We start from the raw sequence: 14,914 nt of genomic DNA on the forward strand, positions 1-14,914 counted from the left end.
AGATGACTGCGATGAAAAAGCAGGTTGTGTTGTACAAGAAACTGTCGCCGGCGCTGATGGCGCGCCTTGAGGAACAGGTCGATGTGACGCTGATCGACAGCCTCGACGCCGACGGCCTGATGAAACTGCGCGACGCCCTCCCCGGTGCCCAAGGCCTGCTCGGTGCGAGCCTGAAACTGGACGCGGCGCTGCTCGATCTGGCGCCGAACCTTGAAGCGATTTCCAGCGTCTCGGTGGGTGTCGACAACTACGACATCGACTACCTGACCCAACGCAAGGTCATGCTGACCAACACCCCGGACGTGCTCACCGAAACCACCGCCGACACCGGTTTCGCACTGATCCTGGCCACCGCCCGGCGCGTGGTTGAGCTGGCGAACATGGTGCGCGGCGGCCACTGGCACCGCAGCATCGGCCCGGCGCATTTCGGTACCGATGTGCACGGCAAGACCCTGGGCATCATCGGTATGGGGCGGATCGGTGAGGCGCTGGCCCAGCGTGGACATTTCGGGTTCGGGATGCCGGTGATCTATCACAGCCAGTCGCGCAAACCGGCGGTTGAAGAACGTTTCGATGCACAGTACCGCAGCCTTGAAGACTTGTTGCAGCAGGCGGATTTCATCTGCCTGACATTGCCGCTGACGGCGCAGACTGAAGGTCTGATTGGCGCCGAACAGTTTGCGTTGATGCGACCGGAGAGCATCTTCATCAACATTTCACGAGGCAAAGTTGTGGATGAGGCCGCGCTGATCGACACCTTGCGCCATAACCGGATTCGCGCGGCGGGGCTGGATGTGTTCGAGCGTGAACCGTTGAATCATGACTCGCCGTTGTTGCAGTTGAACAACGTGGTGGCGACGCCGCACATGGGCTCGGCAACCCATGAAACGCGCGAAGCGATGGCGCGGTGTGCGGTGGAGAATCTGTTGGCGGCGCTGGCGGGACAAAGGCCCGCCAATCTGGTGAATCCCCCACTCTGATCTTGGTCAGGCGCTGCGCACCTGGAGAAGCTGCGCAGCGCACAGCGCAATCCGCGAACACGCATCCGCCAGCTTCACCCGATCCACCACCAACCCGATGCGAATATGCCCCGCCGCACTGGGCCCGAACGCTTCACCGGCCAGCACCGAAACCCCATAGCCCTCCAGCAACCGCTCGGCAAAGTCCTGCGCACCGAGCCCGGTCTGACGTACATCAACCATCACGAACATCCCGCCATCCGGCTTGATCGGGTACAACCCCGGACAGCCGCGCAACCGTTCGCACACCAGATCCCGGCGCAAGCGGTATTCCTCGCGCATTTGCGTCACTTCCGGCAGATCCTTTTCCAGTGCGACCTGCGCGGCCTTCTGCACAAAATCCGGCAGGCCGAACAGCATGCTCAGCGAAAGATTCACCAGATGTTCGGCCAAGGGTTTCGGTCCGATCATCCAGCCGATGCGCCACCCGGTCATGGCGTGGGATTTGGACAAGCTGTTGATGGTCGCGGTGCGCTCGGCCATGCCCGGCAGGCTTGCCGGGCTGACGTGCTCGCCTTCGTATAACAATTCGCTGTAGACCTCATCGCTGATCAGCCACAGGTCATGACGGATACACAGCGCCGCCAGCTCCTGCCAGATCAACAGCGACAGACTGGCGCCGGAAGGATTATTGGGACTGTTGAGCAACATGGCCCGAGTCTTTGAGGTGATTCGCGCCGCAACGTCCACCGGATCGACTCGAAAGCCGTTTTCCGGCCGTACCGGCACCGGCACCACGGTTGCACCACAGGCACCAAACACGCCTTCATAAGTCACGTACATCGGTTCGGCGACGATCACCTCATCATCCGGATCCAGCAGACACTGCGCCACCGAATACACCGCGCATTGCGCGCCGGGCAACACGATCACATGCTCGGCATCGACGTCCTGACCGCTGCTGCGCCGATGGCGCTCGGCAATCCGCTTGCGCAGCTCCAGTCGGCCGCGCACTTCGGAATAATGCGTATCGCCCGCCAACAGGCTGTCGATGGCGCCATGGATGATCGGCAGCGGCGTATCAAAATCCGGATCGCCCACGGACAGCAGCAAGACATCAATGCCCTCGGCGCGCAGCTCCAGCGCTCGGTCGTGAATCCGCCAGGCCGCTGCTCCCTCCCCGGCGATTCGTTGGGTCAAGGCTGAATAGCGCATGTACGTCTCCTGATTGCGCGGTCTCCAGCCTTCACCCTAGGTCAAATCACGAAGCGCGCCACCATCGCGCTCCCTCCTTCCAGCGGATGCGATGAAACTCTTGGAAAACTAAACACTTTCGACCTCCGAATGCACTGATGGCTACTGTCAGAGTTGACAGTATCGAGGCACGCGAAAGAGTTTTAGTGTTCCGTGGCACCTATCTGAATCAAGGCATTTTTGAACGCCAAGGAGAAATTGATATGCAAGCCCCCCCGCCAGCGCCAACACTTCCGCCTGATCTGGAAAATGGCCTCGTCGATACAAAGTATCTCGATGAACATAACGGAGAACTTATCGTCACCTTCAAGCATGACGGTACTGCCCCCCCACCCGATATTATCCAAGTTTATCTAGAAGCGACTGCTAGCGTACCTTCCACCCCGGTGTACTCCGGTCAATTCAAAGACCCAGAGGAAATCAAGGTCCCTTTTTCAAAGGCTGTATTCAAAGAGAAAGGCAATGGAATTCGCTATTTTTACTACGACTGGATGTTCCCAGACGGGTCTCGAAGCCCGCGATCACATCCTGCACGGGTAACGGTGCTAATTCCCTAAAACCAATCGTCGGGCTCGATATCCGAGCCCGTCATTTCAAATCACAAAGCGCGCCACCATCGCATTCAAATCCACCGCCAGGCGCGACAGTTCGTGAGTCGCGGCGCTGGTTTGATTCGCGCCGGCGGCCGATTGAGTGGCCAGGTCGCGGATGTTGACCAGGTTGCGGTCGACCTCACGGGACACCTGCGCCTGCTCTTCCGAGGCGCTGGCGATCACCAGGTTGCGCTCGTTGATCTGGTGAATCGATTGAGTGATCTGCTCCAGTGCGACGCCGGCGGCGCGGGCCATTTCCAGGGTGGTCTGGGTGCGCTGGTTACTTTGCTGCATCGACTCGACTGCTTCACCGGTGCCGTTCTGAATGCCGGCGACCATTTTTTCGATCTCCTGGGTCGATTGCGCGGTGCGATGGGCCAGGGCGCGAACTTCATCCGCTACCACGGCAAAACCACGTCCCGCTTCACCGGCACGGGCTGCTTCGATGGCGGCGTTGAGCGCCAGCAGGTTGGTCTGTTCGGCGATGGCGCGGATCACGTCCAGCACTTTGCCGATGTCGCGGCCCTGAGCGGCCAGGCCTTCGATCATTTGCGCGGTGTTTTGCACGTCGTGGGTCATGGTCTGGATCGCGTCGACGGTTTTCACCACCTGATCGCGACCTTCACGGGCGGCGTGGGTCGACTGGTTCGAGGCTTCGGAGGTCGACACTGCGTTGCGTGCCACCTCTTCCACCGCAGCGGTCATTTCGTTGACGGCGGTGGCGGCCTGTTCGATTTCATCGTTCTGCTGTTGCAGGCCACGGGAGGCCTCTTCGATCACCGCGCTGAGTTCTTCGGCGGCGGCGCCCAGTTGGGTGGCGGAGCCGGCAATCTGCTCGATGGTCTTGCGCAGGTTGGTCTGCATCGCGGCCAAGGCTTCAAGCAGGCGCGCCGGCTCGTCCTTGCCGTCGACTTCGATGACTTTGGTCAAATTGCCGCCCGCGATGGTTTGCGCCGCTGCCACGGCGCGATTCAACGGGGTGACGATGCTGCGCGTCAGCAGCCAGGCCAGCAACACCGTGGCCAATGCGGCGATCACCGCGACGATGACGATTCCGGTAATGGCACTGTCGTAATGCTCGCCGGCCTGAATGGAGGCGTCTTTTGCCCCGGCGGCATTGATCGCGATGAGTTTATTGAGCTGCTCACCCATCTGGTCCGTGCCGTCCTTGATCTTCGTGTTGATCAAGGCGCGCATCTCTTCGAGCTTGTCCTGACGCGACAAATCCATCATTTGGTTCTGGGCTTGCAGATAGTTGTCCAGCGTCGTCGCGAAGGCCTGATATTGCGCACGCTCTTCACTCTCAGCGGGCAACGCGGCGTAAGCGGCTTGGGCGCTGCGCACTTTGTCCACCAGCACGCCGATGCGAGTCTGTGCTTCCTGCAGGCCTGCAGCTTCACGGTTGACCAGAATCCGGAACGATAGAATCCGCAGCCGCAATACGTTCTCCGTCATCACCCCAAGATAAGTAACGCTGGGCAACTGATTGGTCTGCATCTCGACGGACGCCTGACGGATGATCGACATGCGGTTGACGGCGAACACGCCGAGCACAATCACCAGCAGGGCAATAAAGGCAAAACCGAGGAAGGCACGGGGCGCGATATTCAGATTACGCAAGGACATAGGAGGACTCTCGGATAGTTGAAACTACTAGCGTCCATGCCCTGTTCACTGGCCCTTGTGCGGGCTTCAGTCCGGCGTCACTGTTTCAGGAAGTCTTGTGCGCGCCTGATCTCTGTATCGGCCAGGCTTGAGGAATTTTGCAGGTAAAGAGCAAATATTTTTCTAATTATTGCGAGTGTTTCGCTATTGAAACACCCGACGGTTTAGATGATGGGTGACAGGTCAGGCCGGAGTCGCCATGCGCCAGACGCGGGCAATATCGGTGGCACGTTCGCGCAACAGACGCGGTGCTTCGGCGCAAGCCTGTTCGAGGGTCATCGGGCCGCTGGTGACGGCGAATGCGGCGTCGATACCGTGATCGTAGAGCGCTTGATAGCCCTCGCCCAAAGTCCCGGCAACGACGATCACCGGTACGCCGTGTTGCTTGGCGATCCGCGCCACGCCAAACGGGGTTTTGCCGCGCAGGGTCTGGGCATCGAAGCGTCCTTCGCCGGTGATGACCAGATGTGCGCCCTTCACGGCATCGGCCAGTCCGACCAGTTCGGCGACCACTTCGACACCGGCCTGGAACCGTGCGCCGAGAAATGCCTTGGCCGCAAAACCCAGTCCACCCGCGGCACCGCTGCCCGGCTCGTCCTGAACATCCTTGCCCAACGCCTGCGCGCACAATTGGGCAAAGTGACCGAGGGCTTGATCCAGTTGCTGCACTTGCGCAGGAGATGCGCCCTTCTGCGGACCGAAGATTGCCGAGGCGCCGTGAGGGCCACACAGCGGATTGTTGACGTCGGCGGCGATATCGAAACGGATGTGCGCCAGACGCGGGTCGAGTTCGCTCAGGTCCAGTCGTGCGAGTTGCGCCAGCGCCAGGCCGCCCGGCACCAACGATTGCCCTTGAGCATCCAGCAGTTTCACACCCAGCGCCTGCATCGCGCCGGCACCGCCGTCGTTGGTGGCGCTGCCACCGATGGCCAGGATCACCCGTTGTGCGCCGGCATCCATTGCTGCACGGATCAACTCACCCGTGCCAAAGGTGCTGCTGATGCACGCATCACGCTGCCCCGGCGGCACCAGCTGCAGACCACTGGCTTCGGCCATTTCGATGATTGCAGTGTGGTTATGCGGTAGCCAGCCCCACGCGGCTTCAACCGCTGCGCCCAACGGACCACGCACGCGGGTGCGGCGCAGTTCGCCTTCGCACGCGGCGAGAATCGACTCCACCGTGCCTTCGCCACCGTCAGCCATCGGGCACTTGACCAGCGTCGCCTGCGGCCAGACCTGCGCCAGGCCCAGCGCAATGGCTTCTGCAACGCTTTGGGCACTCAGGCTGTCCTTGAACGAATCGGGGGCGATGACGATTTTCATGCGAATTCTCCAGTTCCAATGCCCCTCATGCTGCCAGTCGCCTTGCCCGTTGACGCCTGTCCGCTGCACAAGTGGCGCAGGCGTTTATTGTTCATTTCGACAAATCGTCGGTCTGCGGCAGCAATTGCACACCCAGATACAACGCCAGCATCCCGTCGAGCTTCAACGGATCGACCCCGCTCAACTCGGCAATCCGCTCCATCCGGTAACGCAGACTGTTGCGGTGAATCCCCAAGGCATCGGCGCAGGCCTGGCTCTGCCCGTCGTGATCGCACCAGCTGCGCAAGGTCGCGAGCAACTGGCCGTTGCTGTCCTTGGCGATCACTTTGCGTAACGGTTTGAGCAGTTCATCCAGCGCATCGTCGTTGCGATGGCGCCAGAGCATCACCGGCAAGCGATAGCGATTGAGGGTCAGCAGCCGTGAGCGCGGCAGCACTTCGCGGCCATAGGCGAGCAGATCGCCGACCCGTCGATAACAACGGCGCAGCCCGGCCAGCCCATCGGCCTGCCCGCCGACCGCAATGCGCAGGATGTTCCAGCCCAGGCCATCGAGTTTTTCCAGCAGTCGATCATGCTCGACGTTCTGACTCGCCGGCCGGCACCACAGCAGTGACGACTTGGCCGAACTCACGCACCAACTGTCCGGATAACGCGACATCAGCCAGGCACTCAGCGCCTCGACGGTTTGCCCCGGCCCATGTTCCAGGCCCAACTCGAACAGATACGGCACCCGCGTCAGTTGCGGTTTGAGCCCGAGTTGCTGGGCCTCATCGACCAGCCTTGGCGAATCCCCCGCCTCGCTCAGCAGCAAGGCCAGCAAATCATCGCAACGCTGCCGCCGCCATTGCTGTTCGGATTGCTGGTTGCGCTGGCCGACCAGCATTTCAGCCGTCATGCGCACCAGTTCGGCGTAAGTGCGCAATTGCTCCGGCTCGCCGGTGATACCGAGTACACCGATCAAACGCTGATCGAGCAATAGCGGCAGGTTGATCCCCGGTTGCACGCCTTTCAAATGCACGGCGGTCTGCGCATCTATCTCCACCACCCTTCCGTTGGCCAGCACCAGTTGCGCGCCTTCATGGCGGGTGTTGATCCGCTCCGGCTCGCCACTGCCGAGGATCAACCCCTGGCTGTCCATGACGTTGACGTTGTACGGCAAAATGGCCATGGCCCGGTCGACGATGTCCTGGGCGAGGTCGTGATCGAGTTCGAACATAAGGGCTGGAATCCTTGAAAACAGGCGCGGACGGTTGTTCACCCGCACAGGGTCTGGCAGCAAACCCTGTGCTCAGGCACAAAGACAATCCGGCCAAAGGTGGCCGAGACTCTCAGGGCGATCAACGTTACCCTTTGCATCGCAAAAAATCATAATAAAGAGAGAGCCGCCATGTCGCAGAGCGCCGCTGCCGCCCAGACCATCGCTGACGATAAAAATGCCGTCTACAAACGCATCACCCTGCGTTTGATCCCCTTCATCTTCATCTGCTACCTGTTCAACTACCTCGACCGGGTCAACGTTGGATTCGCCAAACTGCAGATGCTCGACGCGCTGAAATTCAGCGAAACCGTGTACGGCCTCGGTGCCGGGATCTTCTTCATCGGCTACGTGCTGTGCGGCGTACCGAGCAACCTGGCGCTGACCAAATTCGGTCCGCGGCGCTGGATCGCGCTGATGATGATCACCTGGGGCACGCTGTCGACCTGCCTGCTGTTCGTCACCACGCCAACCCAGTTCTACACTCTGCGCCTGTTCACCGGCGCCGCCGAAGCCGGATTCTTCCCAGGTGTTGTGCTGTATCTCTCGCAGTGGTTCCCGACCTTCCGCCGTGGCCGGATCATGGCGTTGTTCATGTCGGCGATTCCGGTGTCGGGCCTGCTCGGCAGCCCGTTTTCCGGCTGGATCCTCAATCACTTCGCCGCCGGCCAGGGTGGTCTGGCCGGTTGGCAGTGGATGTTCCTGCTGCAAGGCATTCCAACCGTGGTGCTGGGCGCACTCGCCTACTTCCTGTTGAGCGACAACTTCGCCGCTGCCAAATGGCTGACCCCGCACGAGCGTTCGGTGCTGGAAGCCGATCAGGCAGAGGACCTGGCGAACAAACCGAAAACCACTTCCGATTCGCTGATTGCCGTATTCAAGAACCCGGCCATCTGGGCCTTCGGCCTGATCTACTTCTGCATCCAGAGCGGCGTGTACGCGATCAACTTCTGGCTGCCGTCGATCATCAAGAACCTCGGCTTCAGCGACAACCTGGTGATTGGCTGGTTGAGTGCGATTCCGTATCTGCTGGCGGCGGTGTTCATGCTGGTAGTTGGTCGCTCGGCGGACTTGCGCAAAGAGCGTCGCTGGCATTTGGTGGTGCCGATGTTGATGGGCGCTGTCGGCCTGCTGATCGCGGTGAACTTCGCGGCGAATCCGGCGATTGCGATTCTCGGTCTGACCATTGCGACCATGGGCGCGCTGACCGGTCTGCCGATGTTCTGGCCGGTGCCGACTGCCATGTTGAGCGCGGGTGCTGCGGCGGGTGGGCTGGCGTTGATCAACTCCATGGGACAGATGGCCGGGTTCCTCAGCCCTTACCTCGTGGGTTGGGTGAAGGACAGCACCGGGTCGACCGACGCGGCGCTTTATCTGCTGGCGGGTGTGATTGTTGGCGGGAGTCTGCTGGCGTTGCGGATGACGCGGACGTTGCGGGCTTAAGCCTTAGTCGAAATACAGAAACGGCCCTTTTCGGGCCGTTTTTTTTTGGATCTAGCTACAGCGGTGCTTCAGTCTTGAGTTCCAGATTATCCAGCGCCCGGTTCACCGCCAGTTCACTCAGCATGATCAGTTGCGCAATGCCCAGCAGCACATGCCTCTGCGAGCCGTCCACCAGTCCGGCGAAGTCGGTCGCCATGACTTTGGCAGAGGTCAGCGTCTCGCAGGCATCGGCCAGCAGTTCTTCGCTGTCGATGCCGGGGGCGATGAGGTAGCGGGCGTTGGGTTTGAGCAGCGGTTTTCTGGGGAGCAGCGGATTGAGGTAGTGATCGAGGGCGCGTTCGGCGGCTTCGTGGAATTTCTTTGAATCGAGGGTTTCGTAGGGAGACGTTGAATCGGCTTCGGGTGGGTTGGGTGTTGGTTTGATCACGTTTGAATCTCCAAATCAGAAAAATGGAGCCATCAAACTTCGCTACCAAACGAAGAGGTGGTGGCCATGCACGGGTTGGTAGACCGGTGACTTGGAGAACCGGCGCGCTCGAAAGCGCCCCACGCATGGCCACCATAAAAGCACGAACGGATAAGCGTCCGAATACGGTGAATTGCGCAACAAGTCAGAACCGGGCTACCAAACCCCATCGCTGTTTTTCAGCGACGGGACAACGATAAAACCCGGCCCCCAAGCGCACAAGCCGGCGGATTCTGGCGCAGTCGTAGGCAACGGCGCAAGGTTGTGTAGCCTGGGGTGCGTGTCTGAACGTGTCCTTTAAACGCCACGATTAAACACTCACAAAATCCCCGTTTTTGCATCCAGCTCAAGCACCAACCCGCCCGGCATCTGCACAAAAATCTGCCAGATCCCGTCCTCCGGCACCTGCGCCACCTGATACGGCAACCCACTGCCCTGCACCCGCTTCAAAACCACCGCCGCGTCTTCATCCGTACGAAACGCAATATGACTCAAACCAGCGTCCTCAAACGAAGGCTGCTCAATCACATGCACCAACGCCTCCCCATTCTGATACAACCACCGCCCGGGAAACGGAAACGGCGGCCGCCGCCCCGGCGTCAATCCCAGCAATACATTGAAGGCGTCCTGAATCGGCTGCCCGTCCGGCGCATTGAACGCCAGGTGATCGAAGTGCCAGGTCATAACAATCCACCTCCGTCGACATCGATGATGCTGCCGCTGATAAAGCCGTTTTCCATGACCAGCATAAAAGCGGCGGCCAGGTCCTGCGGCTTGCCGACCCGACCCACCGGCAGCGCCGCCGAGGTACGGACGAACATTGCATTGCGCTGACTTTCGTCCATGCCTGCGTAAGCGTCGGTGTCAGTCACACCGGGGCTGATCACGTTGACCCGGCGCGGCGCCAACTCCTTCGCCAGTTGTTTGGCGAGCGATTCAAGCGCGGCGTTCAAAGTGGTCTTGATGAACTGCCCAGCGACAAATTTGCGCGACAACAAACCCGACGTCAGGGTGATGCTGCCCCGCTCGCTCAGGTACGGCAGCGCCGCTTGAATCGCGCGCAAGGTGCCCCAGAATTTCACGTCGAAGGCCTGCTGCGCCTGAAGCAGATCGCTGTCGGCCAACAGCTTGGCGCTGACGCTCGGCCCGGCGGTAATCACCAGATGATCGAGGGCGCCAATGCGTTCGAACAGTTGACGCAGCGAGGCGTCATCGGTGACATCGGCGGATTCGTGGCGGACACCGTCATGGGTTTCTGACGTTTCAACACGGCGCCCAACCGAATAAACACGGGCGCCTCGTTCAGCGGCGTTCGACGCGACGGCGGCGCCAATGCCGCTGCTGCCGCCGATGACCACAACAGTCTGGTTGTCGAATGGTTTCATGAGAGTTCTCCGGTGGGCTTGAGGAGATTGCATCTTCCCCGGTTGCCAATCGCAGAAAAATCCCGGTAAATCGGAAGGATCTTTAAAGGATTTTTACCAATGAGCTCGATTCTCGATCTTGAGATCTTCGTCCGTACCGCCGACTCCGGCAGCATTTCCGCCGCCGCCCGGGCGCTGGAGTTGACACCGGCCGCCGCCAGCATCGCGCTGAAACGCCTGGAAACCCGCCTCGGCATTCGCCTGTTCGCCCGCTCGACGCGCAGCATGCGCCTGACCGAAGAAGGTCGGCGCTATCTGGAAAGCGTGCGCCTGGCACTGGCCACATTGGCCGAGGGCGAACAGGCGCTGAAGCAACAGACCGAAGGCCTGAGCGGCGTGTTGCAACTGGCGGCGCCGTCGGACTTCGGGCGCAACGTGCTGCTGCCGTGGCTGGACGATTTCAAGCGCGAGCACCCGCACATTCAACTGCAATTGCTGCTCAACGACCGGCATGCGGATCTGTTTCGCGAGACGGTGGATGTGGCGCTGCGCTTTGGCGTGCCGAGTGATTCGACGCTGGTGGCGTTGCCGATTCTGCCTGAGCATCGCCGCGTGGCCTGCGCCAGTCCTGCGTATCTGGAACGCCACGGTACACCGCAAAATCCTGCCGAATTGAGCGAGCACAGTGCCCTGCTCTACCTACGTAACGGTCGGCCCTATAACACCTGGCGCTTCCATCGCGAGGACGAAACGGTCGAGGTCGAAGTGCGCGGCGACTACCTCAGCGACGACGGCGAAGTCGCCCGCCGCTGGGCGCTGGCCGGGCACGGCATCGCCTACAAGGCCTGGCTCGACGTGGCCGAAGACGTGCGTGCCGGGCGGCTGCTGACGCTATTCGATGACTGGCTGGGCGAGAGCGTGCCGTTCAATCTGCTGTGCCCGCACCGGGTGCAGGTGTCGGAGCGGGTCAAGGTGTTGCAGGCGTTTTTGCGCGAGCGCTGCGAGGCGTTGCGGCGATAAATTCACTTTGCCGCGCCGGGCGCTTCTGGTATTTGATGGAAGCTTTCCCACCGACAAAAGGATTTCGGCATGAGCTATCGCACACTGGGTCACTCGGGGTTGCAAGTGTCCACCCTCACCCTCGGCACGATGATGTTCGGCGAACAGACCAGCGCGGAAGACTCGCTGCGCATCATCGACAAGGCCTGGGATCAGGGCATCAACTTCATCGACACCGCCGACGTCTATACCAACGGCCGCTCGGAAGAGATCGTCGGCGAAGCCATCGCCCGTCATCGGCATGAATGGGTGCTGGCGACCAAAGTCGGTTTCGGCCCCGTGGATGGCGTGCCGAACCGCAGCGGCTTGAGCCGCAAGCACATCTTCAATGGTCTGGAGGCCAGCCTGACCCGGCTCGGCACCGACTACCTCGACATCTATTACCTGCACCGCGAAGACCACAACACCCCGCTGGAAGTGACGATCTCGGCGATTGGCGATCTGATTCGCCAGGGCAAGATCCGTTATTGGGGCCTGTCGAACTATCGCGGCTGGCGGATTGCCGAGGTGATCCGCGTGGCGGACAAACTCGGCGTCGATCGCCCGGTGATCAGCCAGCCGCTGTACAACATCGTCAACCGTCAGGCCGAGACCGAGCAGATCACCGCCGCCCAGACTTACGGCCTCGGCGTCGTGCCTTACAGCCCGCTGGCCCGTGGCGTGCTCAGCGGCAAGTACGCACCGGACGTGACCCCGGACGCCAACAGCCGGGCTGGGCGCCAGGACAAACGGATTCTGGAGACTGAATGGCGCGTGGAATCGTTGCGCATTGCCCAGCAGATTCAGCAATACACCCGGGAGCGTGGGGTCGGGATTGTCGAGTTTGCGATTGCCTGGGTGCTGAACAACGGCGCGGTGACCTCGGCGATTGTCGGGCCGCGTACGGAAGAACAGTGGGATGCGTACACCAAGGCGCAGGCGGTGAAGATTACGGCGGAGGATGAGGCGTTTATCGATTCGCTGGTGACGCCGGGGCATGCGTCTACGCCGGGGTTTAATGATGTGAGCCATTTTGTGTCGGGCCGCAAACCGCGTTCGGCTTGAGACCGCTGCCCTCACCCTAGCCCTCTCCCGGAGGGAGAGGGAACCGATTGGGGGATATTGAAGCTAAGCTTTTGCCTGAAGCTCTCGTGGTGAATCCACAATCGACTCGGACTTTCACGTCGCTGAAACTCCTGAGACACCTCGGTCAGTCCCCTCTCCCTTCGGGAGAGGGTTAGGGTGAGGGGCTTTTGGATCTGTTGAAAATAATGACCATCTGGCCAATATTCACCACAAAAACCACGTATCCTGCGCGCCCCGTTTCACCATCCCCCCCCGCGAGGACAGTTTGTCTAAAGGCATTGCTCTATCGGTGACAGCATCGACGCTGTTTGCCGTCATGTATTACTACACCTCGCTGCTCACCCCTTTGAGCGGCGTGGAAATCTTCGGTTGGCGGATGCTGCTGACCGTGCCCTGCATGACCGTGTTCATGCTGGTTTCCGGCGAATGGCGGCGGGTGCTGGAGCTGCTGCGCGGGCTCCCTGCACTGCCGAAGTTGATCGGTGGTCTGATCCTCTCGTCAGCGTTGCTCGGCGTGCAGTTGTGGCTGTTCATGTGGGCGCCGCTCAACGGCTACAGCCTCGATGTGTCGCTGGGCTACTTCCTGCTACCGTTGTCCATGGTCCTGACCGGACGCATCGCTTATGGCGAAAACCTGTCATACCTGCAAAAAGTCGCGGTGTTTTTTGCCAGCCTCGGGGTGTTGAACGAGTTGTATCAGGTCGGCGGGTTTTCCTGGGCGACGCTGGTGGTGGTCGTCGGTTACCCGTTGTATTTCGTGCTGCGCAAATACCTCAAGACCGACAACCTCAGCGGTTTGTGGGTCGACATGACTTTGATGCTGCCGGTGGCGTACTGGTTTGTGCGCGGCGGCGAACAGGGTTTCGGCGTGTTCGATCAGTACCCGGCGCTGACGTGGCTGATTCCGCTGCTCGGCCTGATCAGTGCGTCGGCGCTGGTGGTGTACATCATTGCCAGCCGCTTGCTGCCGTTCAGCCTGTTCGGTTTGTTGAGTTACGTGGAACCGGTGTTGCTGCTCGGTGTGGCGCTGCTGCTCGGCGAGAGCATCAAACCCGGCGAATGGCTGACCTACATCCCGATCTGGCTCGCGGTGGTGGTGCTGGTGTTTGAAGGGTTCAAGCATTTGATGCGCCAACGGCGCCCTTAAGACGCGCAATAAAAAGCCCGGCCTGCATTTCTGCAGGCCGGGCTTTTTTACATCTGATGCGGATTACTCGGTAGCGAGAACGCCACGACGCACCTGGTCACGCTCGATCGATTCGAACAGAGCCTTGAAGTTGCCTTCGCCGAAACCATCGTCGCCTTTGCGCTGGATGAATTCGAAGAACACCGGCCCCATCAGGGTTTCCGAGAAGATCTGCAGCAGCAGACGCTTGTCTTCCTTATCCGACGCACCATCCAGCAGGATGCCGCGCGATTGCAACTGATCGACCGGCTCGCCGTGGTTCGGCAGGCGGCCTTCGAGCATTTCGTAGTAGGTATCCGGCGGCGCGGTCATGAAGCGCATGCCGATCTTCTTCAGCTGATCCCAGGTCTTGACCAGGTCGTCAGTGAGGAACGCCACGTGCTGGATGCCTTCGCCATTGAACTGCATCAGGAACTCTTCGATCTGCCCGGCGCCCTTCGATGATTCCTCGTTGAGCGGGATGCGGATCATGCCGTCCGGCGCGGTCATCGCTTTCGAGGTCAGGCCGGTGTATTCGCCCTTGATGTCGAAGTAACGGATTTCGCGGAAGTTGAACAGTTTCTCGTAGAAGTTCGCCCAGTAGGCCATGCGACCGCGATACACGTTGTGGGTCAAGTGATCGATGATCTTCAGGCCGGCACCGACCGGGTTGCGATCAACGCCTTCGAGGAACACGAAGTCGATGTCATAGATCGAGCTGCCTTCACCAAAACGGTCGATCAGGTACAGCGGCGCGCCGCCAATGCCTTTGATCGCCGGCAGGTTCAGTTCCATCGGGCCGGTTTCGATGTGGATTGGCTGGGCACCGAGTTCCAACGCGCGTTTGTAAGCCTTCTGCGAATCCTTGACCCGGAACGCCATGCCGCAAACGGATGGACCGTGCTCGGCCGCGAAGTACGAGGCCACGCTGTGGGGTTCGTTGTTGAGGATCAGGTTGATCGCGCCCTGGCGGTACAGGTGCACGTTCTTGGAACGGTGTGTCGCGACCTTGGTGAAGCCCATGATCTCGAAGATCGGCTCCAGGGTGCCAGGTGTGGGCGATGCGAACTCGATGAACTCGAAGCCCATCAGGCCCATTGGGTTTTCGTATAAATCTGCCATGGTTGGCGCCTCATCATTCTTATCAATTAACCAGAGTTATTTGTCAGTAATGCTGAGACCGGTGGGTGGCGCACAGGAGATGCCACGCACACTGCGGGCGAGGAAGTCACCGTAGATCAGTTGAAACCCGAATATCTTCATTGTCGACCCAAGGCTCTTGCGGGCGAGGCTTCTGCTGCCA

The 14,914-nt window shown here is 60.4% G+C and carries 14 protein-coding genes; 6 read left to right on the top strand and 8 right to left on the bottom strand.

Annotated features, from left to right (window positions below):
• The first annotated feature begins 11 nt into the window (after positions 1–11).
• Complete coding sequence (locus ACODTD_RS03475; protein WP_285356012.1) at positions 12–980, top strand: 2-hydroxyacid dehydrogenase; 969 nt, start codon at positions 12–14, stop codon at positions 978–980.
• A gap of 6 nt (positions 981–986) precedes the next feature.
• Here the strand turns inward: ACODTD_RS03475 and ACODTD_RS03480 are convergent, their stop codons facing one another.
• Positions 987–2,174 (bottom strand): pyridoxal phosphate-dependent aminotransferase, encoded by a 1,188-nt coding sequence (locus tag ACODTD_RS03480; protein ID WP_011334314.1) that lies wholly within the window; start codon positions 2,172–2,174, stop codon positions 987–989.
• Between the two features lie 137 nt (positions 2,175–2,311).
• Between ACODTD_RS03480 and ACODTD_RS03485 the strand changes: the two genes are divergently transcribed.
• Entirely contained in the window at positions 2,312–2,770 is a 459-nt protein-coding gene (locus ACODTD_RS03485) for a hypothetical protein (protein ID WP_011334315.1), read from the top strand.
• A 36-nt stretch (positions 2,771–2,806) separates the two neighbouring features.
• On the opposite strand, the gene ACODTD_RS03490 is transcribed toward ACODTD_RS03485, so the two are convergent.
• The 3 genes from ACODTD_RS03490 to ACODTD_RS03500 all read right to left on the bottom strand — a co-directional run bounded on the left by ACODTD_RS03490 (position 2,807) and on the right by ACODTD_RS03500 (position 7,010).
• On the bottom strand, positions 2,807–4,432 hold the full coding sequence (locus ACODTD_RS03490; RefSeq protein ID WP_489104435.1) for a methyl-accepting chemotaxis protein: 1,626 nt from the start codon (positions 4,430–4,432) through the stop codon (positions 2,807–2,809).
• Positions 4,433–4,654: 222 nt separating this feature from the next.
• Positions 4,655–5,794: a glycerate kinase gene (locus ACODTD_RS03495; RefSeq protein ID WP_201818478.1), complete on the bottom strand. Its 1,140-nt coding sequence runs from the start codon at positions 5,792–5,794 to the stop codon at positions 4,655–4,657.
• A gap of 91 nt (positions 5,795–5,885) precedes the next feature.
• Positions 5,886–7,010, bottom strand: a complete 1,125-nt coding sequence (locus tag ACODTD_RS03500; RefSeq protein ID WP_039768706.1) for a sugar diacid recognition domain-containing protein — start codon at positions 7,008–7,010, stop codon at positions 5,886–5,888.
• A gap of 171 nt (positions 7,011–7,181) precedes the next feature.
• Between ACODTD_RS03500 and ACODTD_RS03505 the strand changes: the two genes are divergently transcribed.
• Entirely contained in the window at positions 7,182–8,492 is a 1,311-nt protein-coding gene (locus ACODTD_RS03505; protein ID WP_201818477.1) for an MFS transporter, read from the top strand.
• A gap of 55 nt (positions 8,493–8,547) precedes the next feature.
• Here the strand turns inward: ACODTD_RS03505 and ACODTD_RS03510 are convergent, their stop codons facing one another.
• The 3 genes from ACODTD_RS03510 to ACODTD_RS03520 all read right to left on the bottom strand — a co-directional run bounded on the left by ACODTD_RS03510 (position 8,548) and on the right by ACODTD_RS03520 (position 10,343).
• Positions 8,548–8,919: a DUF6124 family protein gene (locus ACODTD_RS03510; RefSeq protein ID WP_011334319.1), complete on the bottom strand. Its 372-nt coding sequence runs from the start codon at positions 8,917–8,919 to the stop codon at positions 8,548–8,550.
• Between the two features lie 357 nt (positions 8,920–9,276).
• Positions 9,277–9,642 (bottom strand): VOC family protein, encoded by a 366-nt coding sequence (locus tag ACODTD_RS03515; protein ID WP_285356024.1) that lies wholly within the window; start codon positions 9,640–9,642, stop codon positions 9,277–9,279.
• On the bottom strand, positions 9,639–10,343 hold the full coding sequence (locus ACODTD_RS03520) for an SDR family oxidoreductase (protein ID WP_221614585.1): 705 nt from the start codon (positions 10,341–10,343) through the stop codon (positions 9,639–9,641). Before ACODTD_RS03520 ends, ACODTD_RS03515 begins: the two co-directional genes overlap by 4 nt.
• Before the next feature lie 99 nt (positions 10,344–10,442).
• Between ACODTD_RS03520 and ACODTD_RS03525 the strand changes: the two genes are divergently transcribed.
• The 3 genes from ACODTD_RS03525 to rarD all read left to right on the top strand — a co-directional run bounded on the left by ACODTD_RS03525 (position 10,443) and on the right by rarD (position 13,593).
• Positions 10,443–11,342 carry a LysR family transcriptional regulator gene (locus ACODTD_RS03525; protein WP_489104436.1) on the top strand — a complete coding sequence of 300 codons (900 nt, stop codon included), beginning with the start codon at positions 10,443–10,445 and terminating at the stop codon, positions 11,340–11,342.
• A gap of 69 nt (positions 11,343–11,411) precedes the next feature.
• Positions 11,412–12,425, top strand: coding sequence for an aldo/keto reductase (locus ACODTD_RS03530; protein ID WP_201818473.1), 1,014 nt, complete (start codon positions 11,412–11,414; stop codon positions 12,423–12,425).
• 286 nt (positions 12,426–12,711) lie between these two features.
• A complete protein-coding gene (gene rarD / locus ACODTD_RS03535) occupies positions 12,712–13,593 on the top strand; it encodes an EamA family transporter RarD (RefSeq protein ID WP_489104437.1) in 882 nt (293 codons plus the stop codon).
• A 63-nt stretch (positions 13,594–13,656) separates the two neighbouring features.
• On the opposite strand, the gene hppD is transcribed toward rarD, so the two are convergent.
• On the bottom strand, positions 13,657–14,733 hold the full coding sequence (gene hppD / locus ACODTD_RS03540; protein ID WP_011334325.1) for a 4-hydroxyphenylpyruvate dioxygenase: 1,077 nt from the start codon (positions 14,731–14,733) through the stop codon (positions 13,657–13,659).
• Positions 14,734–14,914: the final 181 nt, after the last annotated feature.

It is taken from the genome of Pseudomonas sp. FG35, assembly GCF_057809295.1.

Bases quoted from the DNA above. Each gene is read 5' to 3' on its own strand.
- ACODTD_RS03475 (WP_285356012.1), top strand. From the start codon at position 12: ATGAAAAAGCAGGTTGTGTTGTACAAGAAACTGTCGCCGGCGCTGATG.
- ACODTD_RS03485 (WP_011334315.1), top strand. From the start codon at position 2,312: ATGGCTACTGTCAGAGTTGACAGTATCGAGGCACGCGAAAGAGTTTTA.
- ACODTD_RS03520 (WP_221614585.1), bottom strand. From the start codon at position 10,343: ATGAAACCATTCGACAACCAGACTGTTGTGGTCATCGGCGGCAGCAGC.
- ACODTD_RS03490 (WP_489104435.1), bottom strand. From the start codon at position 4,432: ATGTCCTTGCGTAATCTGAATATCGCGCCCCGTGCCTTCCTCGGTTTT.
- ACODTD_RS03505 (WP_201818477.1), top strand. From the start codon at position 7,182: ATGTCGCAGAGCGCCGCTGCCGCCCAGACCATCGCTGACGATAAAAAT.
- ACODTD_RS03495 (WP_201818478.1), bottom strand. From the start codon at position 5,794: ATGAAAATCGTCATCGCCCCCGATTCGTTCAAGGACAGCCTGAGTGCC.
- ACODTD_RS03525 (WP_489104436.1), top strand. From the start codon at position 10,443: ATGAGCTCGATTCTCGATCTTGAGATCTTCGTCCGTACCGCCGACTCC.
- hppD (WP_011334325.1), bottom strand. From the start codon at position 14,733: ATGGCAGATTTATACGAAAACCCAATGGGCCTGATGGGCTTCGAGTTC.
- ACODTD_RS03480 (WP_011334314.1), bottom strand. From the start codon at position 2,174: ATGCGCTATTCAGCCTTGACCCAACGAATCGCCGGGGAGGGAGCAGCG.
- ACODTD_RS03500 (WP_039768706.1), bottom strand. From the start codon at position 7,010: ATGTTCGAACTCGATCACGACCTCGCCCAGGACATCGTCGACCGGGCC.
- ACODTD_RS03515 (WP_285356024.1), bottom strand. From the start codon at position 9,642: ATGACCTGGCACTTCGATCACCTGGCGTTCAATGCGCCGGACGGGCAG.
- ACODTD_RS03530 (WP_201818473.1), top strand. From the start codon at position 11,412: ATGAGCTATCGCACACTGGGTCACTCGGGGTTGCAAGTGTCCACCCTC.